At 63.1% G+C, this 26,766-nt stretch carries 27 protein-coding genes and 1 pseudogene; 8 read left to right on the top strand and 20 right to left on the bottom strand.

Going from position 1 to position 26,766, the window contains the following annotated elements; translation table 11 throughout:
* The 3 genes and pseudogenes from Q4G22_RS12780 to ctaA form a co-directional block, all read right to left on the bottom strand.
* Positions 1-681, bottom strand: a pseudogene (locus Q4G22_RS12780) (IS5 family transposase); the annotation flags it as partial.
* Between the two features lie 194 nt (positions 682-875).
* Complete coding sequence (locus tag Q4G22_RS12775; protein ID WP_303386280.1) at positions 876-2,348, bottom strand: carboxypeptidase M32; 1,473 nt, start codon at positions 2,346-2,348, stop codon at positions 876-878.
* Positions 2,345-3,484, bottom strand: a complete 1,140-nt coding sequence (gene ctaA, locus Q4G22_RS12770; protein WP_303386279.1) for a heme A synthase — start codon at positions 3,482-3,484, stop codon at positions 2,345-2,347. The genes Q4G22_RS12775 and ctaA overlap by 4 nt, the downstream gene beginning before the upstream one ends.
* A 235-nt stretch (positions 3,485-3,719) precedes the next feature.
* On the opposite strand from ctaA, the gene Q4G22_RS12765 reads away from it, so the two are divergent.
* Entirely contained in the window at positions 3,720-4,034 is a 315-nt protein-coding gene (locus tag Q4G22_RS12765) for a multidrug efflux SMR transporter (protein WP_303386278.1), read from the top strand.
* Positions 4,035-4,041: 7 nt separating this feature from the next.
* Here Q4G22_RS12765 and Q4G22_RS12760 read toward each other — a convergent pair whose 3' ends face one another.
* The gene (locus Q4G22_RS12760; RefSeq protein WP_303386277.1) at positions 4,042-4,767 is read right to left on the bottom strand and encodes an RNA methyltransferase; all 726 of its coding nucleotides are present in this window, start codon (positions 4,765-4,767) and stop codon (positions 4,042-4,044) included.
* A 27-nt stretch (positions 4,768-4,794) separates the two neighbouring features.
* Positions 4,795-5,568 carry an SPFH domain-containing protein gene (locus Q4G22_RS12755; protein ID WP_303386276.1) on the bottom strand — a complete coding sequence of 258 codons (774 nt, stop codon included), beginning with the start codon at positions 5,566-5,568 and terminating at the stop codon, positions 4,795-4,797.
* 288 nt (positions 5,569-5,856) lie between these two features.
* On the opposite strand from Q4G22_RS12755, the gene Q4G22_RS12750 reads away from it, so the two are divergent.
* Positions 5,857-6,465 carry a thiamine phosphate synthase gene (locus Q4G22_RS12750; RefSeq protein WP_303386275.1) on the top strand — a complete coding sequence of 203 codons (609 nt, stop codon included), beginning with the start codon at positions 5,857-5,859 and terminating at the stop codon, positions 6,463-6,465.
* Positions 6,466-6,592: 127 nt separating this feature from the next.
* Here the strand turns inward: Q4G22_RS12750 and Q4G22_RS12745 are convergent, their stop codons facing one another.
* The 4 genes from Q4G22_RS12745 to ftsY are packed head-to-tail and all read right to left on the bottom strand — an operon-like array spanning position 6,593 to position 9,624.
* Complete coding sequence (locus tag Q4G22_RS12745; protein ID WP_303386274.1) at positions 6,593-7,249, bottom strand: DUF1345 domain-containing protein; 657 nt, start codon at positions 7,247-7,249, stop codon at positions 6,593-6,595.
* Between the two features lies 1 nt (position 7,250).
* On the bottom strand, positions 7,251-7,586 hold the full coding sequence (locus Q4G22_RS12740; RefSeq protein ID WP_303386273.1) for a nuclear transport factor 2 family protein: 336 nt from the start codon (positions 7,584-7,586) through the stop codon (positions 7,251-7,253).
* Positions 7,583-8,602 carry a TraB/GumN family protein gene (locus tag Q4G22_RS12735; protein ID WP_303386272.1) on the bottom strand — a complete coding sequence of 340 codons (1,020 nt, stop codon included), beginning with the start codon at positions 8,600-8,602 and terminating at the stop codon, positions 7,583-7,585. The genes Q4G22_RS12740 and Q4G22_RS12735 overlap by 4 nt, the downstream gene beginning before the upstream one ends.
* Positions 8,602-9,624: a signal recognition particle-docking protein FtsY gene (gene ftsY / locus Q4G22_RS12730; RefSeq protein ID WP_303386271.1), complete on the bottom strand. Its 1,023-nt coding sequence runs from the start codon at positions 9,622-9,624 to the stop codon at positions 8,602-8,604. Before ftsY ends, Q4G22_RS12735 begins: the two co-directional genes overlap by 1 nt.
* Before the next feature lie 135 nt (positions 9,625-9,759).
* On the opposite strand from ftsY, the gene Q4G22_RS12725 reads away from it, so the two are divergent.
* On the top strand, positions 9,760-10,770 hold the full coding sequence (locus tag Q4G22_RS12725; RefSeq protein WP_303386270.1) for an alkane 1-monooxygenase: 1,011 nt from the start codon (positions 9,760-9,762) through the stop codon (positions 10,768-10,770).
* Between the two features lie 73 nt (positions 10,771-10,843).
* Here the strand turns inward: Q4G22_RS12725 and pgi are convergent, their stop codons facing one another.
* The 7 genes from pgi to trxB form a co-directional block, all read right to left on the bottom strand.
* Positions 10,844-12,442, bottom strand: a complete 1,599-nt coding sequence (gene pgi, locus Q4G22_RS12720; RefSeq protein ID WP_303386269.1) for a glucose-6-phosphate isomerase — start codon at positions 12,440-12,442, stop codon at positions 10,844-10,846.
* A complete protein-coding gene (gene pgl / locus Q4G22_RS12715; RefSeq protein WP_303386268.1) occupies positions 12,442-13,113 on the bottom strand; it encodes a 6-phosphogluconolactonase in 672 nt (223 codons plus the stop codon). Before pgl ends, pgi begins: the two co-directional genes overlap by 1 nt.
* A 4-nt stretch (positions 13,114-13,117) precedes the next feature.
* On the bottom strand, positions 13,118-14,566 hold the full coding sequence (gene zwf, locus Q4G22_RS12710) for a glucose-6-phosphate dehydrogenase (protein ID WP_303386267.1): 1,449 nt from the start codon (positions 14,564-14,566) through the stop codon (positions 13,118-13,120).
* A gap of 60 nt (positions 14,567-14,626) precedes the next feature.
* Positions 14,627-15,148 (bottom strand): RSP_2648 family PIN domain-containing protein, encoded by a 522-nt coding sequence (locus Q4G22_RS12705; protein ID WP_303386266.1) that lies wholly within the window; start codon positions 15,146-15,148, stop codon positions 14,627-14,629.
* On the bottom strand, positions 15,145-16,341 hold the full coding sequence (locus Q4G22_RS12700) for an RSP_2647 family RNA methyltransferase (protein WP_303386265.1): 1,197 nt from the start codon (positions 16,339-16,341) through the stop codon (positions 15,145-15,147). Before Q4G22_RS12700 ends, Q4G22_RS12705 begins: the two co-directional genes overlap by 4 nt.
* 90 nt (positions 16,342-16,431) lie before the next feature.
* Complete coding sequence (locus Q4G22_RS12695) at positions 16,432-19,866, bottom strand: pyruvate carboxylase (RefSeq protein WP_303386264.1); 3,435 nt, start codon at positions 19,864-19,866, stop codon at positions 16,432-16,434.
* A gap of 102 nt (positions 19,867-19,968) precedes the next feature.
* Entirely contained in the window at positions 19,969-20,919 is a 951-nt protein-coding gene (gene trxB, locus Q4G22_RS12690; RefSeq protein WP_303386263.1) for a thioredoxin-disulfide reductase, read from the bottom strand.
* A gap of 137 nt (positions 20,920-21,056) precedes the next feature.
* On the opposite strand from trxB, the gene Q4G22_RS12685 reads away from it, so the two are divergent.
* Together Q4G22_RS12685 and Q4G22_RS12680 are read left to right on the top strand one after the other, a co-directional pair.
* The gene (locus tag Q4G22_RS12685) at positions 21,057-21,557 is read left to right on the top strand and encodes an Lrp/AsnC family transcriptional regulator (protein ID WP_303386281.1); all 501 of its coding nucleotides are present in this window, start codon (positions 21,057-21,059) and stop codon (positions 21,555-21,557) included.
* Between the two features lie 20 nt (positions 21,558-21,577).
* Positions 21,578-21,763, top strand: coding sequence for a hypothetical protein (locus tag Q4G22_RS12680; protein ID WP_303386262.1), 186 nt, complete (start codon positions 21,578-21,580; stop codon positions 21,761-21,763).
* Positions 21,764-21,773: 10 nt separating this feature from the next.
* On the opposite strand, the gene Q4G22_RS12675 is transcribed toward Q4G22_RS12680, so the two are convergent.
* The 4 genes from Q4G22_RS12675 to Q4G22_RS12660 form a co-directional block, all read right to left on the bottom strand.
* Positions 21,774-22,295, bottom strand: a complete 522-nt coding sequence (locus tag Q4G22_RS12675; protein WP_303386261.1) for a hypothetical protein — start codon at positions 22,293-22,295, stop codon at positions 21,774-21,776.
* 67 nt (positions 22,296-22,362) lie between these two features.
* On the bottom strand, positions 22,363-22,590 hold the full coding sequence (locus Q4G22_RS12670; protein ID WP_303386260.1) for a hypothetical protein: 228 nt from the start codon (positions 22,588-22,590) through the stop codon (positions 22,363-22,365).
* Positions 22,591-22,607: 17 nt separating this feature from the next.
* Positions 22,608-24,407 (bottom strand): translation elongation factor 4, encoded by a 1,800-nt coding sequence (lepA, locus tag Q4G22_RS12665; RefSeq protein WP_303386259.1) that lies wholly within the window; start codon positions 24,405-24,407, stop codon positions 22,608-22,610.
* 42 nt (positions 24,408-24,449) lie between these two features.
* Positions 24,450-25,322, bottom strand: a complete 873-nt coding sequence (locus Q4G22_RS12660) for a DMT family transporter (RefSeq protein ID WP_303386258.1) — start codon at positions 25,320-25,322, stop codon at positions 24,450-24,452.
* A gap of 89 nt (positions 25,323-25,411) precedes the next feature.
* On the opposite strand from Q4G22_RS12660, the gene Q4G22_RS12655 reads away from it, so the two are divergent.
* From Q4G22_RS12655 to Q4G22_RS12645, 3 genes are all read left to right on the top strand, one after another.
* The gene (locus Q4G22_RS12655; RefSeq protein WP_303386257.1) at positions 25,412-25,597 is read left to right on the top strand and encodes a heavy-metal-associated domain-containing protein; all 186 of its coding nucleotides are present in this window, start codon (positions 25,412-25,414) and stop codon (positions 25,595-25,597) included.
* Positions 25,598-25,768: 171 nt separating this feature from the next.
* Entirely contained in the window at positions 25,769-26,074 is a 306-nt protein-coding gene (locus Q4G22_RS12650) for a hypothetical protein (protein ID WP_303386256.1), read from the top strand.
* Positions 26,075-26,079: 5 nt separating this feature from the next.
* A complete protein-coding gene (locus Q4G22_RS12645) occupies positions 26,080-26,757 on the top strand; it encodes an NAD-dependent deacylase (RefSeq protein ID WP_303386255.1) in 678 nt (225 codons plus the stop codon).
* Positions 26,758-26,766 lie beyond the last annotated feature (9 nt).

Raw genomic sequence — 26,766 nt, 5'->3', positions numbered from 1 at the left:
TGTGGATACGGCGCCAGTCCTTCAGTCGGCCGAACATGTTTTCGATCTTGTTACGCTCGCGGTAGAGTGCGCGATCATGGGGTATCTGGATTTTTCTGTTTGATTTCGATGGGATGCAGGATTCGATCTTGCGATCTGCAAGGGCGTCTCGCAGCCAGTCCGCGTCATAGCCCTTGTCGGCTAGCAGCACTTTGGCAGCGGGCATGGTCCCCAACAATGCGACGGCACCGGTGTAGTCGCTGACCTGGCCCGCTGTCAGGAACAGGGCTCTCGGACGTCCCTCGCTGTCGCAAACCGCATGAAGTTTTGAGTTCAACCCGCCCTTGGTGCGTCGGATATACCGGGGAAGAGCCCCTTTTTGAGCAGGCTGGCCGCAGTCCGGTGTGCCTTGAGGTGGGTCGCGTCGATCATCATCTCGGCGGTCTCGCCACCGCCTTGTGCCAGTTCCAGAAAAATGCGCCCGAACACGCCCAACTCGCTCCAGCGGATGAAACGATTGTAGATTGTCTTGTGTGGTCCATAGCTTGGCGGAACATCGCGCCACCGCAACCCATTGCGGATGACAAAGATGATACCGCTGATCACCCGCCGGTCATCCACCCGGGGGATGCCCTGCGACAAAGGAAAGAACGGCGATATCCGCGCCATCTGGTTGTCGGACAACAGGAACATATCGGTCATGGCAGCACCCCTTTGGTGCCATCAGTGAACCAATGAATTGCCGCTCCCGCAAGCAATTTAATGGGTCCAGACCCTAGTTCTCCGTTTCCCCGACTTCAGCCCGCCATGTCCCTGAACACCAACCGCCTTCCGCGCCGAATCGGCCCAAACTCCCTTGCCCTGACAATCAGGGCAAGGGACGCGCGGTCAGATCGTTACAGCCGGTAAATCTCGCCGAATTTGGCTTCCAGATAATCCAGCAGCGGGGCGGGGCTGATGGGGGCAGCAATCGCGTTCTCGATCAGCGCGCGCGGTGACAGCAGACCGCCGTGGCGCTGGACGTTTTCGCGCAGCCATTCGACGCCCGGCCCGGCCTCGCCCCGCGCCAGCGCCGCGTCCAGATCGGGGACGGCGGCGCGCATCGCGGCATTCAGGCAACCGGCATAGACATTCCCCAGCGCATAGGTCGGGAAATAGCCGAACAACCCGACCGACCAGTGAACATCCTGCAAAACGCCATTCGCGGGCCGGTCCACCGCTACGCCAAAGTCGTGCAGAAAGCGGGTGTTCCATGCCTCGGGCAGATCCTCGACATCCAGCCGCCCGGCGATCAGATCGCGTTCCAGATCAAAGCGCAGCATGATGTGCAGATTATACTGAACCTCGTCGGACTCGGTGCGGATATAGCCGGGAGTCACGCGATTCACCGTGGCATAAAAAGCATCGGCATCCGGCACGTTCAGCCCGCCAAAGGCATCGCTCATCCGCTGATACAGCCAGCCGGTAAAGGCACGACTGCGGCCCATCTGGTTTTCATAGATGCGGCTCTGGCTTTCGTGAACGCCCATCGACACGCCCCGGCCAAGCGGGGTGAAGGCATAATCATCGTCGATACCCAGTTCATAGGTCGAATGGCCGACCTCGTGAATGGTCGAATACAGGCAGTTGAACGGCTCGGCCTCGACCACGCGGGTGGTGATCCGGCTGTCCTGCCAGCCGCCAGAGCTGAACGGATGCACGGCAATATCCAGCCGCCCGCGCGACCAGTCATAGCCAAAGGCACTGGCGCAGGTGCGGGCCAGACGAATCTGCGTGTCATGCGCGAAATGGCCGGTCAGCGTGGCGGGCTGCGCATCGGCGCCCAACACATCTTCGCGCAGAGCGACAAGGCGGGGGCGCATGGCGTCGAACAGCGTGGCAATATCGTCGCCGCGCGCGCCGGGTTCGTAATCGTCCAGCAGCGCGTCATACAGATCGCCACCATCAGCCAGATGCGCGGCCTTTTCGCGCGTCAGCATCAGGATATTATCCAGCGTCGGCAGAAAATCGGCGGGCGCGTCATTGGCCCGCGCCTCGGCCCAGATACCCTGCGCCAGCGAGGTCTGCCGCGCCAGCTCCGCCGCCAGACGCGCCGGAACCCGTGCGTTGCGCTGGAAATCACGGGTGATCAGGTCAGCGATGCGGGTTTCCACCTCGGTCTGGGGCTGTGCTGCCTCCAGCCATTCACCGATGCGCGGGTCGGTGCGGCGTTCGTGCAGGACCGATTCCATCGCCGCCATTTCCTCGGCCCGCTGCTGGGTCGCGCCGCGCGGCATGACGGTTTCCTGATCCCAGCCAAGCCGCCCGGCGACGGATGCCAAAGCCTCGGTCTGGCGCTGAAAGGCCAGAAGATCGTCAAATGCGCTCATCGGATGGTTCCCCGGACAGAGGTTTCAAAAGGATAGCGGGCGTGGTGCCGCGCGCGGATAATCAGCACAAACAGCGCCACCGCCCCGATCTGATGGATCAGCGCCAGGCCCAAAGGCGAGGCGTGGATGACGTTCAGAATGCCCAACCCGATCTGCACCACGACCATCGCCAGCATCACGGTAAAGGCCCCGCGCGTCACCGGATGCGGCGATCTGCGTGCGCGCATCCAGACGACAACCGCCATGATCGCCAGCAAATAACCGACGATACGGTGGATGAACTGCACCGTGGCGGGGTTCTCGAACAGGTTACGCCAGCCCAGCGCGCTGTCCCAGATCGCCGCTGGAATCCACTCGCCCCCCATGGTCGGCCAGCCGGTATAGGTGCGGCCCGCATCAATCCCGGCGACCAGCGCGCCGATCAGGATTTGCACAAAGGTCAGGTGCATCAGCCCGGTTGCTGCGCCGAACAGTCTGCGGTCCCCGGCGCGGCGGGCGCGCATCAGGTCCGCTTCGCTGCGCGACAGGTCCAGCACATACCACGCGATCAGGCCAAGAATGGCAAAGGCCAGCCCCAGATGCACCGCAAGGCGATAAGAGGCGACGCGCACCATCCCCTCACCCAGACCGGAAGACACCATCCACCAGCCGATGACGCCTTGCAGCCCGCCCAGAACGCCAAGCCCCAGCAGGCGCGGCGTCCAGCCGGTCGGCACCTGCCGACGCACCAGAAACAGCGCAAAGCCCGCCGCCCAGATCAGCCCGACCAGCCGCCCAAGCTGGCGATGCGCCCATTCCCACCAGTAAATCTGCTTGAACCCGGCAAGGTCCATGTCGGGGTTAACCTGATGGAACTGGTCGATCTGCTGATAACGGTCAAACTCGGCCTGCCAGGCGGCGGCATCCATCGGCGGGATCGCCCCCGTCACCGGCCGCCATTCGGTGATCGACAGGCCCGAGCCGGTCAGCCGCGTCGCGCCGCCAAGCGCGATCATCGCCGCGACCAAGGCGAACAGCACGATCAGCCAGACCCGGATCGCCCGCCGCGCGCCCTTGGGGGCGGCGTCGATCATGCCGGTGGTGGCGGTCGGGCGGGGCGCCTGACTCACTTCCTGAAAAACGGGGCGCTTGGCCATGGCAGGCTCCTTTCGGTCGGGACGGAATTTGACCGCGCGGGGCGGCGATGGCAAGGGGGAACGCCCCCTTGACCCGATGCGCGCCTTGCATCACCTGTTTAGCACAGGATCATCCCGCTTGCTGTTTGGCCAAATAAGCTTGGGGCGACACCTTGCGCAAACGGGGCAACGTCCTCGCCCGATCACGGGATCATGTCCGGGACGGCCCGGCGGCATAAAATCATAGGGACACGTTATGGCGTGGATTTATCTGTTCTTTGCCGGTCTGCTGGAAATCGGCTGGGCGTTTTCAATGAAACGATCCGAGGGGTTCAGCCTTCCTGGCCCGACCATCCTGACCTTTGTGCTGATGGTCGGCAGCTTTGGCCTGCTGTCGCTGGCGATGCGCAGCCTGCCACTGGGCACGGCCTACACCATCTGGACCGGAATTGGCGCGGTCGGGGCCTTTGCGGTCGGCATCCTGATCCTGGGCGAATCCGCCAGCCCGATGCGCCTGATGGCGGCGGGGCTGATCGTGGCCGGGCTGGTGCTGATGAAAACCGCCAGTTAATCGCGGCCTATTCTTTGCGGCGCACCAATTGCCGCAAAGCCCCATGCAGGGCGCGCACATCGCCCTGCGTCAGCGGCATCCGCGACCACAGGTTCCGCATGGTCAGCTTCATCGTAGGCGCTTTTTCAGGTGGAAAGAAAAAGCCCGCGTGATCCAGCCGTTCCTCGAAATGATCGGCAAGGCGTTCAATCTCCAGCCGGTCGGCCGGGGCCTCGCCAGTCGGGCGGCGACCCGGCGGGGCGGGCTGGTCGGGCAGCAGGCCGCGCGAATATTCATAGCCCGTCAACAGCACCGCCTGCGCCAGATTGAGCGAGGCAAAGCCAGGGTTGACCGGCACGGTGATAATGGCATTAGCCCGTGCGATGTCATCGTTTTCCAAACCGGCGCGTTCGGGACCAAAGATCACCGCCGCCTGCCCCGCATACGTTCGCACCTGCGCCATGGCGGTTTCGGGGGTATGAACGGGCTTGGTCAGTTCACGCCCGCGGGCCGTGGTGGCAAAGGCCAGATCGACGCCCTCCATCGCCTCAGCCAGCGTGGGATAGACGCGCGCCCGGTCCAGCACCTGCCCCGCCGCACCCGAGGCCATGGCGACGGCGCGCGGGTTCGGCCAGCCGTCGCGGGGGGCGACCAGCCGCATCTCGGTCAGGCCAAAATTCAGCATGGCGCGCGCGGCGGCACCGATGTTTTCGCCCATCTGCGGGCGCACGAGGATGATGATGGGGGCGGTCATGCACGCGGCCCTAGCGCGAGGTAGCGCTCAGGACAAGGGGTCGCCTGCATCCGGCCCCGTTCCCGGCGCGTGCAGAACAAAGGTCTTGGCCCCGCGCGCACCTTCGGCCGCCTGAATCATCCGCAACTGCGCCAGGGCCGGGTTCGATTGCAGCGCCCGTGCCGCGTTGGCCAGCGCGCGCAAAGACGCCTGTTCGGCCCGTGCGCGTTCCAGCGCGGCCAAACCTTCACGCCGGGCTCGTTCAACCTCGGTGAACATGCGGCGGACTTCGGGGGGTGTCGTGATCTCCAGCAGCATCAGACCCGTCAGTTCCAGCCCCGGCACGGGCTGGCCCATGGCATCTGCGATCTGATCGGCCAGTGTATCGCGTCCGGCCAGTGCGGCGTCCAGCGTCATGCCCGCGATCACCCGGCTGGCGGCGGCGCGCAGATGCGGGATCAACAGCGCGGTCAGATGATGGCTGACCACCTCGTCGCGCAGATCATGCGTTTGGGTCAGTTCAGCGGCATCAGTCACACGGAGCTGTGCGGCCAGCGTCAGTCGAAACGTGAACTGATCCTGCGCGATCACATCCACTGTCTGCCCATAGTCCGCAACCGGCCCGGCCCAGACCCGGCGCAGATCAACCGTGCCCGTGAAAGGAATGCGGTGCCGCCCCGGCGGCAGCTGGCCCCGGAAAACACCGTTGTGATACAGCACCCCTTGCCAGCCCGGCCCGATCACCACATGCGCGTGGCGGTTCAGCCAGACAGCCCCGGCGGTCAGACCGGCCAGAACGACCAGTGTCAGGATCAGTGCCATCCGGCCCCCTTTGCTGAACCCGCCGCCGGCACCACAACCCTCTGGCGGAGGCCCGAAGCCTGCATGGCCAAAAGGTGGTTGCCCCAAAGGGCCAGCACCGGCAGCGGGGTTTGTGCGACCACAACCAAGACGGACAGAGTTTTCTGCGGCGCTGTCGCGCACACCCCGTCCGCCCATTCGGGGAATCGAACCCGGTGACAGGTTAGCGCGCCCTGTGCCACGGTCAATGTGAACGCAACACTTTTATGCAAGCCGCCGCTGCGCTATGGCGGGCGCAACATGAAAGGAATGGCCATGGACCAACAGCCGCAGCTTTACCTGATCTTGCCGCCTGCGGCCTCTGCCTCCGGACTGCCCGAGCGGCTGGCCGCCGTGCTGGACATCGCGCCGGTCGCCTGCATCCGCATCCCCGCCGCGGGGGACGAAGCCGAACTGGGCCGCATCGCCGATCTGGTGCGCGAGATCGCCCATGCCCGCGACATTGCGGTGGTGATCGAGGATCACATCCTGCTGGCGCAGCGGCACGGGCTGGACGGGGTGCATCTGACCGATGGCGCGCGCGGCGTGCGGACAGCGCGCAAAGAGTTGGGCGCGGATGCCATCGTCGGTGCCTTTTGCGCCGCCTCGCGACATGACGGCATCGCTGCGGGCGAGGCAGGGGCGGATTACATCTCGTTCGGGCCAGTGGGGGACACGGCGCTTGGTCGCGGCACCCCTGCCCCGCGCGATCTGTTCGAATGGTGGTCGGAAATGATCGAACTGCCCGTGGTGGCCGAAGGTGCGCTGAGCCGCGATCTGATCGCCGACCTGTCGCCGGTCTGCGATTTTCTGGCGGTTGGCACCGAGATCTGGTCGGCGGATGATCCGGCCAAGGCACTGGCGGCGCTTTGGGGCTGAGGGCATCACCGGGGGTTTTCCACCCCCCAGCCCGGCCAAGGGCCGGGCGTTCGTTGGGAAAAAGGTCCAGTGGACCTTTTTCTACCCCTCCTCACCCCCGAGGATATTTCTGGACAGAAGATGCCACTCAGCCGCCAAGCGTAACAGCGGCGTTTACCGTCAGGGCCAGAATGACGGTATTATAGAAAAACGACAGTGCGCCATGCAGGGTGACGGTGCGGCGTATCTCGCTGCGGCAGATGGCGACATCGGCGGTCTGTGCGGTCATACCAATGGTGAAGCTGAAATAGATGAAATCGCGCACACCGGGCCGGGTCGAGTCATTGGCACTAGCCGCGCTTTCCTCGGCGATGCCGGGAAAATCGAGACCCGGCGCGCGACCCTGCTGGTAATACATCCGGGCATAGTGAAACGCCATAACCGTGTGAATCGTCGCCCAGCCCAGCGGCACCGAGGCAACGGCCAGCGCGGCGCGCACCGGGCCAACCCCGCCATGCGGCACGTTCAGCAGGCTGACCACCGACCACAGCCCCACCCCGACCCCGATCACCGCAAGCGTCAGAATAAAGGTGATCCCCTCGTCCTCGGTCTGGCCATGGCGGCGCAGGTCGTCTGGGGTCAGATGGCGCCCTTTGAGCGCCATCAGGATCAGATAGCAGCCGAAGAACAGGTCGGCACCGATCAGCAGCCGGTCACCTTGAGACAGTGGCAACAGCGCAGCGGCCGCCAGCCCGATGGCGAAGGCCGCCAGAAACCGTCCATGTCGTTGCCAGAAGTTGTGCAATTCAGACCGCCGTTTGCTGATGGGCCAGCAGGCACCAGCCTTCACCTTGCCTGACCCATATGCTGGAACAAAGGGCGCGATAGGACTGCCCCTCGCGGCGGGCATCTGCCCGATAGGCAAGAACGACAGTATTACCCGCCTCGACCGTTGTCTGGTTCGTCATGCTGACAGATTGCCAGCGCGGGGCATCGCGCAGCCCTTTGGCGATGGCGGGGCGATCAAGGATACCGGCATCGGCAAAGATCATAACCGCCGCCGCATCTACGTGGGCGAGGGCCTGTTCAGCATCATCGGTCCAGAACGCCTGTTCCACGGCCCAAAGATCGCGGAGGCTCATCCATCCAGTCTTTCGATGGTCCAGCCGTCCTTGGCCAGCAGGTTCAGCACGCCCTGTTCCCCCGGCAAATGAAGGGCACCGAAACCCGCGACAATGCCTTTGCCATCGGCAGCAGCAGCTTGGGCGGCCTCGGTCAGCGGGGCGATCCAGTTCTGGTTGCGGCGGTTCATTAGCAGGTCTTCGGCAAGGGCGAATTGTTCCTCGACCTCGGCCTGCGACAAGCCGGGCTGATTTTCGGCATCCAGCCGCCCGAATTCCCACAATTGCCAGACATCGCCCGAGAAATAGGCGTTAGACAGCGTGACCGCGTAATCATCGGCATATTCCGCCTGCGGCAGCATCATGCGCAGCATTCCGATTTCCTGATCGGGCGTCAGGCCACTGAACAGAGTGAACACGGTGTCCCATGGTTCCAGCGCGCGGATGGGAATATCGTGGGACGCCGCCCCCTCGATCAGCAGATCGTCCAGCGAGCCTTTGGCCCCGGTTTCGGCAATGGTGGCCATCATGCAGGGCGATATTCCCAGCATCAGCGACACATACCACGGCCGCAGCTTGGCCGTCATGATGGCGGGCATACCGCGTTCAGCCATGGCACTGCTGAGAATGTCCCATTCATCGTCAGACAGACGCTCTGGCAATGTCGGGCCATCGGTGTTGACCATCAACGACGGGTCCGAGGCAAGAACGCTGGTCAGGCGCGCCTGTTCATCGGGTCCGGCCTCGACCATCACAAGGGCCGCGTCGCTCAACGCCGGGGCGATGGCCTGCATCGTCGCCTGATGGCGGGGGTCGGCAAAGTGATAGGTGCCGACGATGGTGATCTGGGCGTTATCGCGGCTGGCCTGCCACAGCAGCCCTTGATGATAGGGCACCTGCGCCACCGCCGCCGCGATCCGGTCGCGGTCGGCCTGCGGCAGATCAGCAATCAGATCACGCCCGACACAGCCCGTCGCGGCATGGACGCTGGTCGCGGTGATGGTCAACGCAAGGGCGGCAAGGGTCTGTTTCAGCATCATTCCAGCCCCACCAAGGCACGGGCGAAATCGCCTGCATCAAAGGCATCCAGATCGTCGATCTGTTCGCCCACTCCGATGGCATGGATCGGCAGGCCGAACTTGTCGGCCAGCGCCACCAGCACGCCGCCGCGCGCCGTGCCGTCAAGTTTGGTCATCACCAGCCCCGACACATCGGCCAGTTTCTGAAAAGTCTCGACCTGTGAAATGGCGTTCTGCCCGGTGGTCGCGTCCAGCACCAGCAGGGTGTTATGCGGTGCCTCGGGATCGCGCTTGCGGATGACGCGGACAATCTTGGCCAGTTCCTCCATCAGATCGGCACGGTTCTGCAAGCGGCCAGCGGTGTCGATCATCAGCAGATCGGCCCCCTCGGCCTCGGCCCGTGCAAGGGCGTCATAGGCCAGGCTGGCCGGGTCGCTGCCTTCGGGGGCCGTCATCACCGGCACCCCGGCCCGCTGCCCCCAGACTTGAAGCTGCTCGACCGCTGCGGCGCGAAAGGTATCGCCGGCGGCAATCACCACATTCTTGCCCGCGGCGCGGAACTGGCTGGCTAGTTTGCCAATCGTCGTCGTCTTGCCCGAGCCGTTGACGCCGACCACCAGCACCACCTGCGGTTTTTTCGGAAACAGCGGCAGCGGGCGGGCGACCGGAGTCATGATCCGCTCGATTTCCGCCGCCAGCAGTTGTTTCAGTTCCGTGGCAGAGATACGGCGCCCCATACGGCCTTCGGCGATATTGGCGGTCACCCGCAGCGCGGTATCAACACCGATGTCGGACTGGATCAGCATATCCTCCAGATCCTCCAGCATGGCATCGTCAAGGGCACGGCGCGGCTCATCTGGCGTGGCGGCACCAAACAGCCGCCCGATCAAGCCGGACTGCTGCGGCGCGGCTTCGGGTGTTGGCGCGGTGGCGGGCGGGCTGTGCGCCGGGGCATCCTCGGCCACCAGATCATCCAGTCCCTGCCCGATCTTGGTGGATGAGCGGGTCAGCCGCTCGCGCAGCTTCGAAAAAAACGACATGCAGCGATCCTTTTGTTCGCGCAGAGGGTAACGGTTGCGCAGTCAAAGGAAAAGAGCGGCGTCCGGCCCAAAGATGCGTATTCGGGCAAACAGGAAGCGGCTGACGGTCTGGATCAGCTGCGATAGGATAGCGGCATGAAACAGATACGCTATGTCCCGCCGGTTGCGGCCTTTGTTGCTGTGGGTGCCCTGCCTGCCGTGCTGATCTTGTCGGGCTGGGTCTGGGCAGCGCTGATCCTGCTGGCGGTGGCCGGGCCTGCGGCGGATACGCTGCTGGCGCGCGGCTTTGGTCAAGACGAGGACGCGCGCGGGGCCGATGCAGGGCTGGTGGTTCTGGCACTGTGCCATCTGGCGGTGATGGCGGTGGCCGTGCTGCGGCTGTCGGGCGACGATCTGGGCTGGCCGCAGCGGATGGCGCTGTTTCTGGCCGCAGGGATGTATGCCGGGCAGGTCGGCCACGCCGTTGGGCACGAACTGATCCATCGCGGCGCGCGCGGGCTGTTCCGGCTGGGGGCCGCGGTCTATGTCAGTATGTTGTTCGGACATCATGTCTCGGCACACCGATTGGTGCATCATGTGCATGTGGCGACCGAAAATGATCCAAATTCAGCACGGGCGGGGCAAGGCTTCTGGCGCTTTGCTCTGCGCGCATGGGCCGGGTCGTTCCGCACCGGGCTGACCGCCGAACGGGCACTGTCGGCGCGGCGCACGCGCCGGATGAACCCCTATGTCTGGTGGGTCGGCGGCGGGCTGGCCTGCATGCTGGTTGTGGCGGTGCTGACCGGGCCGCGCGGGCTGGCCGATTATCTGGGGCTGAGCCTTTACGCACAGATACAGATCCTGCTGTCGGATTACGTCCAGCATTACGGGCTGCGCCGCCGCACCCTGCCGGATGGCCGCACCGAACCTGTCGGCCCGCGCCATGCGTGGGACAGCCCGCATCCCATATCCTCGCTGATGCTGGTGAACGCGCCGCGCCACGCGGATCACCACATGAACCCGGCTCGCCCCTACCCGGCGCTGCGCCTGCCTGACAACCGCCCGCTGCTGCCTTATCCGATCGCCATCATGGCCGCCATCGCGCTGATCCCGCCCTTGTGGCGCAGGGTCATGGATCGCCGCGTTGATCGAATGCAGCCGCCATAACTGTCTTTCGTTTACAAATATCCTCGGGGGTCTGGGGGTGGAAAACCCCCAGCCTTTGGGGGCGACCGCGCCCCTACACGCCCCGGATCAGATCAATCAGATGCCGGGTCGAAGGGTCGGTCTGCCCCGGTTTACCCTCAAGCAGCGGCTCAAGCTGCTTGGCCAGTTCCTTGCCCAACTCGACCCCCCACTGATCAAAGCTGTTGATCCCCAGAATCACCCCCTCGACGAACACGCGGTGTTCATACAGCGCGATAATCTGGCCTAGCGTGAACGGGTCAAGCTGCCCGATCAGCAGCAGGGTTGAGGGGCGGTTGCCCGGAAAAACGCGATGGCGGGCCTGGCGTTCCAGCTCGGCCCCCGACAGCCCGGCCTTTTCCATCATTGCGCGGGCCTGATCCAGCGTGCGCCCGGTCATCAGTGCCGCCGCCTGCGCCAGACAGTTCGCCATCAGCAGGCGGTGATGATGGGTCAGGTGCCCCTCATGCCCGCGCGCGGCGAGGATGAATTCACAGGGAACCACCTGCGTGCCCTGATGGATCAGTTGATAGAACGCGTGCTGGCCATTGGTCCCCGGCTCGCCCCAGACGACCGGGCCAGAGACACGCGGCAGGTCCGATCCGTCCATCGCCACCCGCTTGCCATTCGATTCCATCTCAAGCTGTTGCAGATAGGCCGGCAGGCGCGCCAGCCGCTGGTCATAGGGCAGCACCGCGCGGGTGGGCCAGCCACAGATCTGGTTGTGCCAGATGCCGACCAGCGCCAGCATGACCGGCATGTTCTGGGTCAAGGGCGCGCGGCGGAAATGCGCGTCCATTGCCGCCCCGCCGGCCAGAAAACGGTCGAAATTATCCGGCCCGACACCGATCATCAGCGACAGCCCGATGGGCGACCAGACGGAATAGCGCCCGCCGACCCAATCTTCAAAACCGAACACACGATCCGCCGGAATGCCGAACGCCCCGGTTTTATCCAGCGCGGTAGAGACGGCGGCGAATTGCGATGCAGGGTCAGCGACCACACCCGCCATCCAGTCGCGGGCGGTTGCGGCATTGGTCATCGTCTCAATCGTGGTAAAGGTTTTCGAGGCGACGATCACCAACGTGCGGGCCGGGTCCAGCCCGGCCAGCGTGTCGGCGATGTCGGCGCCATCGACATTCGAAACAAAATGCAGACGCGGCCCGTCCAGATAGGGTGACAGCGCCCGCGCCGCCATCGCCGGGCCAAGATCAGACCCGCCGATGCCGATATTCACCACATCGGTATAGGCGCCGCCCTGCCCCGCCATAACGCCGCTGCGCACGGCATCGGCAAAGGCGCGCATCCGGGCCAGCGTGTCGCGGATGCCTGCCGATACGTCCACGCCATCGACCTGCACCGGGGTGTCAGGATTGCGCATGGCGGTATGCAGAACCGCACGCCCCTCGGTCTCGTTGATGCGGGCACCTGTGAACATCGCCTCGCGCCGCGCGGCCAGCCCGGTGGCTTCGGCCAGCGCAACCAGCAGATCACGCGCGCCCGCATCAATCAGCGTTTTGGAATAATCAAAGGCCAGCCCCTCGGCCTGAATGCAGAACTCATCGGCGCGGGCGGGGTCATCGAACAGCGCGTCAATGCGCAGATCGCCCTGCGCGGTGCGGTAATCGGCGAGACGGTTCCAAAGCTCGGTCATCATTCGGCCCAATGCACGGTTGCGTTGTCAAGAAAGGCGCGGATCGGCGCCTGTTCGGGGGGCAGGCTGGCGGCCTTGTCCAGCACCTCGCGCTTTTCAGGGCCAAGGATCATCAGATGGATCGCCAAGGCTCCGCGCAGAACCGGAGCGGTCAGGGTAATGCGCGGCTCGCCCGCGCTGTCAGCGCGGATCGCCATCACCGGCGGCGCATCCGAGGCCAGTGCCCGCGCCAGCATCGGCGCATCGGGAAACAGGCTGGCCGTGTGCATGTCGTGGCCCATCCCCAGCAAGGCCACGGTCAGCGGCAGATGCGGCGCGATCTGCGCCGCCACCATATCCGCCGCTGTTTCAGGGTCGGCATCGCCGGTATACAGCGGAATGTGGTTCGCCACCGCGGCCTTGTCCCTTAACAAGTGACGGCGCAGCAGCCGGGCATTGGACCGGGGATGTTCACCGTCAACCCAGCGTTCATCCCCCAGAATAACGCTGACACGGCCCCAATCCAGATCGGTGCCGGACAGCGTGTCAAATACCGGCGCAGGCGTCGTGCCACCCGGCACACTTAACGATGCGCGTTCAGCCGTGCGCAGATGCTGGGCCAACTGCCCGGCAATCGTCTGTGCCAGTGACAGGGCCAGAAAATCACGGTCAGGATATTCGATCAGTTGCATTGTCTTACGCCCTTATTTCACGCCAACGGCGGTTATCGCGATGCAACAGCCGCAGCGCCTCCTCCGGGCCGGATGATCCGGCGTCATAAGGCTCGGGCCGGGCTTTGCCGTTTTCCCACGCCTGAATGATCGGGTCGGTCCAGGCCCAGGCGGCCTCTACCTCGTCGCCACGCATGAACAGCGTCTGGTTGCCGCGGATCACATCCATGATAAGCCGTTCGTAAGCGTCCGGCACGTCTGCCCCATCCGCGCCAAGCGCCTCGGCAAAGGTCATGTCCAGCGGCACCTGAACCAGACGCATTCCGCCCGGCCCCGGCTCTTTAATCATTACCTTCAGATTCATACCCTCGTTCGGTTGCAGGCGGATGACAAGCTGGTCCGCCTTGGGCACCCCTTCGTCAAAGATCGAGTGCGGCGGCTCTTTGAAGGTGATGGCAATCTCGCTGGTGCGGGCACGCAGCTTTTTGCCGGTGCGCAGATAAAATGGCGTGCCCTGCCAGCGCCAGTTGGCGATGCGCACCTTCATCGCGACATAGCTTTCGGTGCGGGAATCCGGGTTTTCGGCATCCTCGATATAAGACGTGCCGTCCCCATTGGCCTGATACTGGCCGCGCACAATATCATCCGGGCCAACAGGTTCCAGCGCCCGGATCACCTTCAGCTTTTCATCGCGCACGGCGTTGGGGTCGAAATGATAGGGCGGCTCCATCGCGATCAGGCACAGCAGCTGCATCATGTGGTTCTGCACCATGTCGCGGATCGCGCCGGATTTGTCATAATAGCTGCCGCGCCCGGCCACACCCACGGTTTCGGCTACGGTGATCTGAACATGATCGACATATTCGGCCTTCCACAGCGGTTCGAACAGAATATTGGCGAACCGGACGGCCATCAGGTTCTGCACGGTTTCCTTGCCCAGATAGTGGTCAATGCGGTAAATCTGTTCCTCGGTGAAATGCTGCGCCAACGTGGCGTTCAGCGCACGGGCGGATTCCAGATCGCGGCCGAACGGCTTTTCCACCACAATCCGGCTGTTTGCATCGGCAATGCCATGCCCGGCCAGACGCTGCGCAATATCGCCAAACAGCGACGGCGCGACCGAGAAATAGAACGCGTGAACCGCACCGGGGCGCACCCGCGATTTCAGTTCCGACCAGCCGCCTTCGCCGGTGGCATCAATCGGCACATATCCGATCAGCGACAGAAACGCATCCAGTTGCGGTTCATCCGCCGCGACGCCACCAAATTCAGCCACCGCCGCGCGCACCTGTTCGCGGAATGTGGCATCGTCCTGGCGGGTGCGTGCCGCCCCGATGATCTGCGCGGTTTCGGGAATCTGACCGGCGATAAAGCGACGATAGAGGCCCGGCAAAATCTTGCGATGCGCCAGATCGCCGGTGGCGCCGAAAATGACCAGATCGAAATCTTCGACCGGAATGACACGCGAAACCATGGCAGACTCCTTTTTCCGCCTTATTCGCTTAACGATGGTTAGCGATAACGGCAACCACCATCAAGCGAGCACCTTAGCCAGACGCGGCAACCCCGACCGTTTCAGCAAGGTGCGCAACGGCAGATCGCCGCCCATTCGCACGGCACGTGCATGCACCGCTGCCACAGCCTGCGCCACGCCCCCCGGATGATCGCGGTGCAGATCCAGCAGAAAGGCATCGGGGTGCAGCGCGCGGATACCAAGCGGTGCCAGCACCCGTTGCGGAAAATCGCGCAAATTCAGCGTGACGATCAGCGGCGCATCGGCGTCAATCGCCGCAGCCAGCACATGCAGATCAGCGGCATCCGGCAGATCCACCGCCGGAATGGCGCGGGCATCCGCTGCGGGCGCGATACGCTCAGCCAGCAACGCGGCCTCGGCCCCGGCGACGTCGCGGATACCGTGCCGGGCCGCAGCGTTCAGCCATTCATCCCGCAGGCGCGGTGTCCAGACCGGCGCATAATGCGCCACCAGCGCCGGGTCGGTCAGAATTTCCCGCAGCACTGTCGGGTAAAGGACGCAGGCATCCAGAACCGCTTTCATCCGTCCAGCCGAAAAAACAGTGATTTCAGATAACCCGATTCGGCCAGTTGCGGCAAAACCGGATGATCCGGCCCGGCCTGCCCGCTGTGGATCAACTGCGCCCGCCGCCCGGCCCGTCCGATCCCGCGCGCGCTGACATTGCGGAACGCGGCCAGATCGGCGGCATGGCTGCACGAACACAATCCCAGATAACCGCCCGGCGCGACCAACGGCGCAGCCAGAAAGGCCACCCGCTCATAGGCGCGCAATCCAGTCTCAAGCGCCGGCTTGGCCGGGGCAAAGGCGGGCGGATCGCAGATAACAACGTCGAACTGCTGATCCGCTTCGCGCAGAGCGATCAGCGCGGCAAAGGCATCACTGCGCTGCGTGGTCAGCCGATCCGCCACCCCCATCGCCCGCGCCCCGCCCTGCGCCAGATCCAGCGCGGCGGCACTGCCATCGACACAGGTCGCCTGCGCGGCCCCGGCAGCCAGCGCCGCCAGACCAAAGCCGCCGACATGAGAAAACACATCCAGCACCCGCGCGCCCGCAACCAAACGCTGCGCAAAGGCGTGGTTGGGCCGTTGGTCATAAAACAGCCCGGTCTTTTGTCCGCCCACCAGATCAGCCAGGTAGACCGCCCCATTCATCGGCACCTGAACCGGCGCATCGGGGGCCACGCCAAACAGAACCTCGGTCCGTTCATCCAGCCCCTCCAACCCGCGCGCGCGCCCCTGCCCGTTCAGGATCACCGTAGCCACACCTGTCACCCCGGCCAGCGCAGCGGCAATATCCCCGGCCATCCGGTCAGCCCAGGCGGCATTGGGTTGCATCACGGCAACATCGCCGAAACGGTCGATCACCAGACCGGGCAAGCCATCCGCCTCGGCATGAACCAGCCGGTAAAACGGCGCATCATACAACCGTTCCCGCATCGCCAAGGCCCGCGCCAGCCGCGCCCGCAGCCACGCGTCATCAATCACGACCGCCGGATCGGCATCCATCACCCGCGCCACAATCCTGGACGCCGGATTCACCGTCACCAAGGCCAGCGGCACCCGCTCGGCATCCTCCAGCACCGCAAAAGATCCCGGCTCAATCGCGCGGGACCGGCGATCCAATACCAGTTCATCAGCATAAACCCAGGGAAACCCGTGCCGGATCGCCTGAGGTTTCGATTTCGGGCGCAAACGCACCACCGGCAGATCAGTCATCCGTCACCATACCAGGGCAACCCGCCCCGTCTTTCGTTTCCAAATATCCCGCGGGGGGTCCGGGGGGCGCGAAGCCCCCCGGTGACTCGCTCACTCAATTTCCACCAACAGATCCTTGGCGTCGATTTGCTGCCCCGCAGTCACATGGACGACCTTTATCACACCAGCGCAATCAGCGTGAATGCCGGTTTCCATCTTCATCGCCTCGATGGTCAGCAGCAGATCGCCCTGCGCGACCTTGGCCCCCGCTGTCGCCGCGACCGAGGCGACAACACCCGGCATCGGCGCACCGATATGGCCGGGGTTCGACGCATCCGCCTTGGGCCGCGCCGCCGCCGCGCCGGTGGCCGAACGGTCTGGCACGCGCACCACGCGCGGCTGGCCGTTCAGTTCAAAGAACACCTTGACCTCGCCGTTCTCATCCGTCTCGCCAATGGTTTGCAGGCGGATTTCCAGCGTCTTTCCGGGGTCGATCTCGGCGCTGATCTCATCGCCCGGCTGCATCCCATAGAAAAAGGTCCGCGTCGGCAGGGTGCGCACCGGACCGTAAAGGCGATGGCGGCCCATGTAATCCAAGAAAACCTTGGGGTACATCAGATAGCCGTTCAGATCCTCGTCATCGACGGCGCGGCCCTCCATCTCGGCGCTGACCTTGGCGCGGGTTTCCTCAAGATCGACGGGCGGCAGATGCGCGCCGGGGCGGCCCTTGATCGGGGTTTCGCCCTTCAACACCTTGCGCTGCAAGGCCTCGGGCCAGCCGCCGGGGGGCTGGCCCAGATTGCCGCGCATCATATCGACCACGCTGTCGGGGAAGGACACCTCGCGGCCCTCGTCCAGCACATCATCGGGAGTCAGCCCCTGCGCCACCATCATCAGCGCCATATCGCCCACGACCTTGGACGAGGGCGTGACCTTCACAATATCGCCGAACATCCGGTTCACATCGGCATAGGTCTGCGCGACCTCATGCCAGCGTTCTTCCAGCCCCATGCTGCGCGCCTGCGCCTTGAGGTTGGTAAACTGACCGCCCGGCATCTCGTGCAGATAAACCTCTGACGCGGGGGCCTGAAGGCCGGATTCAAAGGCGGCATAGCCCTCGCGCACCCGCTCCCAATAGTTGGACATCGCCCGGATCGCGCCGATGTTCAGCCCGGTGTCGCGGTCGGTGCGGGCCAGCGCCTCGACCACGGACCCCAGCGTCGGCTGACTGGTGTTGCCCGACAGTGCATCCATGGCGCAATCAACCGCATCAACGCCCGCATCTGCGGCAGCGAGGATCGAAGCGCCGCCCATGCCGCTGGTGTCATGGGTGTGAAAATGGATCGGCAGCCCGACTTCATCCTTCAGCGCGCGGATCAACGCCCCCGCAGCCGAGGGTTTCAGCAGCCCGGCCATATCTTTCAGGCCCAGAATATGCGCCCCGGCATCGCGCAATTCGCGCCCCATGGCGACGTAATATTTCAGATCATATTTCGCCCGGTCGGGGTCCAGAATATCGCCGGTATAACAGATCGCTGCCTCGCAGATCTTTCCGCTGTCAACCACCGCATCCATGGCGACCCGCATATTTTCCACCCAGTTGAGACTATCAAACACCCGGAACACGTCGATCCCGGTCTCTGCCGCCTGTTTGACAAAGGATTGGACGATATTATCGGGGTAGTTCGTATAACCAACGCCATTGCTGGCGCGCAGCAACATCTGGGTCATCAGATTGGGCATGGCCGCCCGAATATCGCGCAGCCGCTGCCACGGACATTCCTGCAAGAACCGATAAGCCACGTCAAACGTCGCCCCGCCCCAGCATTCGACGCTGAACAGCCCCGGCAGATTGGCGGCATAGCTGGGCGCAACCCGGATCATGTCAATTGACCGCATCCGCGTCGCCAGCAGCGACTGATGCCCATCGCGCATGGTGGTGTCGGTGATCAGCAGCCGCTTTTGCGCCGCCATCCAGTCGGCCACCGCCTGCGCGCCTTTTTCTTCCAAAAGTTGCCGGGTGCCGGGTGCAGGCTCAACCAAGGGCACGGGCGGCACGGGCGGGCGCACCTCGGCGGGCGGCGCGGCGCGGCCTGCGGTTTCGGGGTGCCCGTTCACTGAAATATCGGCGATATAGGTCAGGATCTTCGTGGCCCTGTCGCGCCGCTTCCGAAAGGTGAACAAATCGGGCGTCGTATCAATGAACTTTGTGGTATATTCATCGGCCAGAAACACCGGATGTTTCAGCAGATTAATCACAAAGTCGATATTGGTCGAAACCCCACGAACCCGAAATTCGCGCAAAGCCCGGTCCATCCGCTTGATCGCCTGATCCGGTGTTTGCGCCCAAGCTGTGACCTTGACCAGCAAGCTGTCGTAAAATCGCGTGATAACCCCGCCCGCATAAGCCGTGCCGCCGTCCAGACGAATACCCATGCCGGTCGCCGTGCGATAGGCCGTGATCCGACCATAATCGGGAATAAAGTTATTCTGCGGATCTTCGGTCGTTACCCGGCATTGCAGCGCGTGGCCTGACAGGGTGATCGTATCCTGCGTGGGCATTCCTGTCGCCTCGGCCAGCGTTTCACCTTCGGCAATCTTGATCTGCGCCTGAACAATATCAATTCCGGTGACTTCCTCGGTAACGGTATGCTCCACCTGAACGCGCGGGTTCACCTCGATAAAATAAAACGCGCCCGAATCCATATCCATCAGGAATTCGACCGTGCCCGCGTTCTGATACCCCACCGCGCGGCCGATCTTCAGCGCCAGTTCGCACACCTCGGTCCGCTGCGCGTCATTCAAATAAGGCGCAGGGGCACGCTCGACCACCTTTTGATTGCGGCGCTGAACGGTGCAATCACGCTCATAAAGGTGGTAAAGGCCGCCATGCGTATCGCCCAAAAGTTGCACTTCGACATGCCGGGCGCGCTGGATCATCTTTTCCAGATAACCCTCGCCATTGCCGAAAGCTGCCTCGGCCTCACGCCGCCCCTCGCGGACCTTGGTTTCCAATTCATCCGAGCCAAGAACCGGACGCATCCCGCGACCGCCGCCGCCCCAGGACGCCTTCAACATCAACGGATAGCCGATCTCGCCCGCCTCGGCCCGGATCGCGTCCCAGTCATCGCCCAGAACCCCGGTTGCAGGGATGACCGGCACGCCGGCGTCAATCGCCACCCGCCGCGCCGATGCCTTGTCGCCAAGCGCCCGCATCGTATCTGCGGCAGGCCCGATGAAGGCGATGCCCGCCGCCGCACAAGCATCGACAAAATCAGGGTTTTCCGACAAGAGGCCATAGCCGGGATGGATCGCATCCGCCCCGGATTCGCGCGCCACCCGGATGATCTCGGGGATCGACAGATAGGCCGCAACCGGGCCAAGCCCCTCGCCGATGCGATACGCCTCATCCGCCTTGAAACGGTGCAGCGACAGCTTGTCTTCTTCGGCATAGACAGCGACCGTCCGCTTGCCCAACTCATTCGCTGCCCGCATCACGCGGATCGCAATTTCGCCACGGTTGGCAATCAAGATCTTATGGAACATGCGCGCCTCCTGCCCAGTCGGTGACGCGATCCTAGCGATGCGGCAGCGCAGCGCAAGCAAGCGGATGGTCGGGGGCCGGTGACACGCGCCCCCTCACATGTCTCAGCCCACCACCGCTGCCTGTTCGGCCAGCCAGTGTTCGGCGTCCAGCGCCGCCATGCAGCCCATCCCCGCACTGGTCACGGCCTGCCGATAGACGTGATCGGTCAGATCGCCTGCCGCGAACACGCCCGGAATCGAGGTCCGCGTGCTGCCCGGCTCGACCTTGACGTAACCACCATTGTGCAGCTCCAGCTGATCCTTGACCAACTCGCTGGCGGGCGCATGGCCGATGGCAATGAACACCCCTGCCACCGCCACATCCTGCACCGAACCGTCCTTGACCGAGCGCAGCCGCGCACTGGTGACACCCAGAGGGGTATCATCGCCCAGCACTTCGTCCAATTCGTGATCCCAGATCACCTGCACCTTGGGGTTATTCAACAGCCGCTGTTGCAAAATCTTTTCCGCCCGCAGGCTGTCGCGGCGATGAACCAGGGTCACCTTGCTGGCGAATTTGGTCAGGAACAGCGCCTCCTCGACCGCGGTATTACCACCGCCGACCACCAGAACCTCGCGCCCACGATAGAAGAATCCGTCGCAGGTGGCGCAGGCGCTGACGCCGAAGCCCTTGAACTTCTCCTCGGATGGCAGACCCAGCCAGCGCGCCTGTGCTCCGGTCGCCAGAATCACCGCATCCGCCGTCACCACCGCGCCGGAATCACATGTCGCACGGAACGGACGCACCGACAGGTCCAGCGACGTCACCAGATCAGTGACGATCTCGGCCCCCATGGCGCGGGCGTGCGCCTCCATCTTGACCATCAGATCGGGGCCTTGAACCTCCACTTCGCCGGGCCAGTTTTCAACTTCTGTGGTGATGGTCAGCTGTCCGCCGGGCTGTATCCCCTGGATCAACAGCGGGTTCAGCATTGCCCGTGCACCATAGACCGCCGCCGTATAGCCCGCCGGTCCCGAACCGATAATCAAAAGTTGCGTGTGTTTGCTGGACATGATCGCCTCATCTGGTTTCGCCCTAGGTAGTGGGCGCCGCCCGGTTCTGCAATGCAGCACAATTCCGCGAAATAATATTGCGCAAGATCGCCCTACAGGATAGTTTCCGTCTGAATTTCGGGCAAGGGCAGGAAGAAATGGCAGGCACACGGCTGGACGAAATCGACCGCAGAATTCTGGCCGAGTTACAGGCCGATGGCCGTATGACCAACGTCGAACTGGCCCGCCGGGTTGGTATTTCCGCGCCGCCCTGCCTGCGCCGCGTCCGCGCGCTTGAGGAAAGTGGCCATATCCGCGGCTATCACGCCGACATCGACCCGCGCGAACTGGGGTTCGAAGTGCAGGTGTTCGCCATGGTCCGGCTGGCCAGCCAGCACGAACGCGACCTGTCCGCCTTCGAAGCACTGGCCCGCAGTTGGCCGCTGGTGCGCGAATGCCACATGCTGAACGGCGAGATCGACTTTATCCTGAAATGCACCTCGCCCGATTTACCTAGTTTTCAACGGTTCCTGACCGAACACCTGACCGCCGCCCCCAACGTCGCCAGCGTCAAGACATCGCTGGTGATCCGCTGCGCCAAGGATGAACCGGGCGTCCCGTTCGAAGTGGTCGAAGAACGCGTCCGCGAGGCGGGATAAAATCAACGAAAGGCCGGAAAATGAAAAACCCGTGGATGAGCCTGTGGCTGTCTGCCGCCAACCAGATGACCGCCGCGGCACGTGGCCAGATGATGGCCGAAATGCGTAAGACGCAGAACGCGATGATGCGGGAGTGGCAGAAAGCTTGGGTTGAGGCGTGGATGAAGGCGTGGGGGATGGGGGCGCAGAATAAGAAGCGAAAATAATGTCGCACCGTTAGTTTTGATCTAGATTTTTACTGGCGTTTGAACAGCGCGGAAAGCTGAGGTCGGCCTTTGGCTGATGCTCGATCTTATCTATAACCGCCAAGGGGCGATAGATAAGGTTGCATGCACCATCCGCAAACAGGATGAAATCACCTGATGAAAAAAACAGCCGCATAGGTCGGGCGGATGCGTCAGCCGTTGAAACCTGAACAACCGGATTATGGTCCAGCATGAATGTTGCACGGGCCAAGCCCGACCCTATTGCAACAGTGACAATTACCACAGCCACCATAGCGATCGCTAATTCAGGTTGATCTCGCCCTTTTCGTGGCTTTTCGCGCATTCTCCAGATAGCAGGAACGAGCCGGGAAATAGCAAAAAGCACACCGATAACGGGGAGCGCTATCAGCAGCGGAATACCAATTCCCTGCCAGATAAAGCCGAACAGGCCACCGACAGACGAAAGCCCCATATAAAGAATCGCCGCAACAAAAATATAAATAAACCAGACCAGAATATTTATGGCCAGCATCGCCCGTGAAGATATGTCACGATATCGGAAATCAGCAGTCAGAGCGACAACCGCAACAAAAGGAAATTTAGCCAAAATACTTATCGCGCCCGCACCAGCCAGAGCAAAAAAATTGCACAGCCAAAGCGAAACTAATTTGGCCACCGATCAATATCTTAACCGAGGATGCCAATCCCTGCATCACCGCAAAGACATGCAAGGTAACAGCCAGCAGCGCCGCCAAAAAAATGCGCAGCCAGCCAAACTGTCCAGTGACACGCGAAAGCCATCCAATGTCCGTCAAACGCCCGGTCATTTTATGACCTCCTCGCTTCAGCTATCCATCTTCAAGGCCTGAATAAACGCCGTCTGCGGGATTTCCACCTTGCCAAACTGGCGCATCTTCTTTTTCCCGGCCTTCTGCTTTTCCAGCAGCTTTTTCTTGCGGGTCGCGTCGCCGCCATAGCATTTCGCCGTCACATCCTTGCGCATCGCGGACAGGGTTTCACGGGCGATGACACGGCCACCGATGGCGGCCTGAATCGGGATCTTGAACATATGGCGGGGGATCAGCTCTTTCAACTTTTCCACCATAACCCGTCCGCGGGATTCAGCGCGGTCGCGGTGCACCATGATGGCCAGTGCGTCAACGGGTTCGTCATTCACAAGGATCGACATCTTGACCAGAAAATCTTCACGATATTCGCTGATCTGATAATCGAACGACGCATAGCCCTTGGTCACGGATTTCAGGCGGTCGTAAAAATCGAAAACAACCTCGGCCAGCGGCAGGTCGTAAACCACCATCGCGCGGGAACCGGCATAGGTCAGGTCCATCTGAATACCGCGCCGGTCCTGGCACAGCTTCAGCACGTCGCCCAGATACTCATCCGGCACCATAATGGTGGCCTTGATGCGCGGCTCCTCGATATGATCGACATAAGTCAGATCGGGCATGTCGGCGGGGTTATGCAGATCCCGCACCTCGCCGTCTTTCATATGCAGCTTGAACACAACCGAAGGTGCGGTGGTAATCAGATCAAGATCATATTCCCGTTCCAGCCGGTCGCGGATCACCTCAAGATGCAGCAGGCCAAGAAAACCACAACGGAAACCGAAACCCAGTGCCGCCGAGGTTTCCATCTCAAAGCTGAAACTGGCGTCATTCAGCGCCAGTTTCTCAATCGCGTCACGCAGCGCCTCGAAATCATTGGCATCAACGGGGAACAGACCGCAGAAAACCACCGGTTGCGCGGGTTTAAAGCCCGGCAGCGGCGTATCGGCGCCCTTGCGCTCATGCGTGATGGTGTCGCCCACACGGGTATCGCGCACCTGCTTGATCGAGGCGGTGAGCACGCCGATTTCCCCCGGCCCCAGTTCCGCGATGTCCTGCATCTGCGGGCGCAGCACGGCCAGCTTGTCGATGCCGTAGATCGCGCCGGTCTGCATCATCTTGATGCGGTCGCCCTTGCGGATCACGCCGTCCATCACCCGGATCATCACCACGACCCCCAGATAAGGGTCATACCACGAATCAACCAGCATCGCTTTCAGCGGCGCATCGCGGTCGCCCTTTGGCGCGGGCAGACGCGTGACAATGGCCTCCAACACGTCGGGGATACCAAGGCCGGTCTTGGCGGAAATCGGAATCGCGTCGGAAGCATCGATGCCGATCACATCCTCGATCTGGGCCTTCACGCGGTCAGGTTCGGCTGCGGGCAGGTCGATCTTGTTCAGCACCGGCACGATGTCGTGGTCAGCATCAATCGCCTGATAGACGTTGGCCAGCGTCTGCGCCTCGACCCCTTGCGTCGCGTCCACCACCAGCAGGCTGCCTTCGACGGCGCGCATCGAGCGGCTGACCTCATAGGCGAAATCGACGTGGCCGGGGGTGTCGATCAGGTTCAGCACATAGGTGCGCCCATCCTTCGCCGGATATTCGATACGCACGGTGTTCGCCTTGATGGTGATGCCGCGTTCGCGTTCAATATCCATGCTGTCCAGCAACTGGGCCTTCATGTCGCGTTCGGCGACAGTCCCCGTCATCTGGATCAGCCGGTCGGCCAAGGTGGATTTGCCGTGGTCGATATGGGCCACGATGGAAAAATTGCGGATGAGATCAAGGTCGGTCATGGCCCGGCTATACAAGGGCGCGCGGGGTGCGAAAAGGGGGATTTACCGTCCTCGTCGCGCCAGCCGCGCCTCGCGCCACATGGCAGCCATGCCCGCCAGCGCGATGATCGCCGCGCCCGTCAGAGTGGCGGCGTCGGGCCGTTCGCCGAACACCAAAACCGCTAGGATCAGCGCGAACAGCAGCCGGGTATAGCGGAACGGCGCGATCACCGCGATTTCCCCCAGGCGCATGGCTGCAACCATCAGCATATAGGCGCACAGGCCAAAGGCCACCGCGCACAGCAATTGCAGGGTTTCGGTCAGGTCAGGCGTCAGAACCGGCCCCGATTGCAGCGCCATCCATACCAGCCCCGACGGCACCAGCGACGCAAAAGCCGAAGCGGTCAGCGTCTTGGACGAAATCCCCGGAGGCACCCGGCGCGTGGCCAGATCGCGCATCGTCAGCATCAGAACGCCACCAACAGCCAGCGCGGATGCAGGCTGAAACGCCGCCGTCCCCGGCCGCACCACGATCAGCACACCGATCATGCCAACCACAATCGACAGCCACCGCCGCCAGCCGACCCTTTCGCGCAAAAACACCACCGCACCCAGCGTCAGCATCAGCGGCAGCGCCTGAAGAATGGCGCTGACCGTCGCCAGATCGCCCAGCACCAGCGCCGACAAAAACAGCACGCAGGCCAGCCCCTCGCCCAGATTGCGCAGCATCACCATCGGGTGCAGCAACTCGCGCGTCCACAGCCGCCCGCCCTGAAGCGCGATCAGCGCCCAGAACACCGCCGTCGCCAGCGTGCCCGTCATCACCAGCACCTGCCCCACCGACAGCCGTTCGGCCAGCAATTTCAGGAACATGTCCTCGACTGCGAACAGCGCCATCGCGCCGATCATCGACAGGGCCGCCCGCAGATTATGCATGGCGGGCTTGACGAAGCGAAGGACAGCGGGCGAAGCTCATGCCCGAGCTTTGGCCCGCCGCGTGACGGGCGTCAATCGGGGAAAACAGAATGCTGTTCAAAGTCGAGGATATGACCTGCGGCCATTGCAAGGCCGCCATCGAAAAGGCCGTGACTGCGGCGGGCGGTGATGCCGTTGTCGATCTGGATATGAAAACCGTCGATGTGCAGGGGCTGGACAGCCAAGCCGCCGAAGCAGTGATTCGCGATGCAGGCTATACGCCCCAACTGGTCTGATAACGCGGCAACACAAGATATAGGCCACAACCACCACCGCGTCGCTACCCAGGCCAAACTTTCCGTTATTGGATCATGTTTGGAATTTTGGCTATATTTTGTGGATAAGCTGACCAATCAGAGGCGGAATCACCGCCCGCCCCCCAGGCCGGAACCCGAGGAGACAGAACCATGCTCAACCGCTTTATCATCGCGGCCGCCGCCGTCGTGCTGACCACCCCGCTGGCGATGGCCGGGCCAATCGACAGCGCCTGCGTCCGCTCTGACCGCGCGCGCGGGAATGCGCCGCTGTGTGGCTGCATCCAGCAGGTCGCCAACCAAACGCTGTCGCGCGCCGATCAGCGCCGTGCCGCGCAATTCTTCCGCGAGCCGCATAAGGCACAAGAGGTGCGGATGTCGAAACGCGACGCCGACAACGCCTTCTGGGCGCGTTATCGCGCCTTTGCCTCGACCGCCGAGACATACTGCCGTCGCTGATCCGAATGCGCATCGTCGTTCTGACCGGCGCCGGAATCTCTGCCGAAAGCGGGCTTGCCACCTTTCGCGGCCCCGATGGTCTGTGGGAAGGCCACCGGGTCGAGGATGTCGCCACACCCGAAGCGTTCGAGCGTGACCCGGCACTGGTCCACGAGTTCTATAACCAGCGTCGGGCCAGGGCGGCAGAGGCCGAACCCAACGCCGCTCATCTGGCGCTGGCACAACTGGCGCGGAGCCACGACCTGACACTGGTCACACAAAACGTGGATGACCTGCACGAACGCGCAGGCAGCCGCCATGTTATTCACATGCACGGCGCATTGAATCGCGCGACCTGCACCGTCTGCCGGTGGGATTGGCAAGCGCCAACAGTGATGCACATCAGCGATCACTGCCCGCATTGCGGATCTCAGACAACACGCCCCGACATCGTCTGGTTCGGCGAAATTCCGAAACACATGCGCGAAATCTGGAACGCATTGGACGAAGCCGACCTGTTCGCCGCCATCGGCACCTCGGGCCAGGTCTATCCCGCCGCCGGCTTTGCCCAACACGCCGCCCGCGCCGGGCTGCGCTGCGTGGAACTGAACCTTGCCGACAGCGCGAACGGGCACGACTTCACACAACGCATCATTGGCCCGGCCAGCCAGACCGTGCCCGAATGGGTCGCCTCTCTGGGCTGAAGCCCCCCT

Origin of the sequence: Paracoccus sp. (in: a-proteobacteria) (assembly GCF_030538655.1) — a bacterium.
Classification (GTDB): domain Bacteria; phylum Pseudomonadota; class Alphaproteobacteria; order Rhodobacterales; family Rhodobacteraceae; genus Paracoccus.
This window is presented reverse-complemented; position numbering and strand designations above follow the sequence as displayed.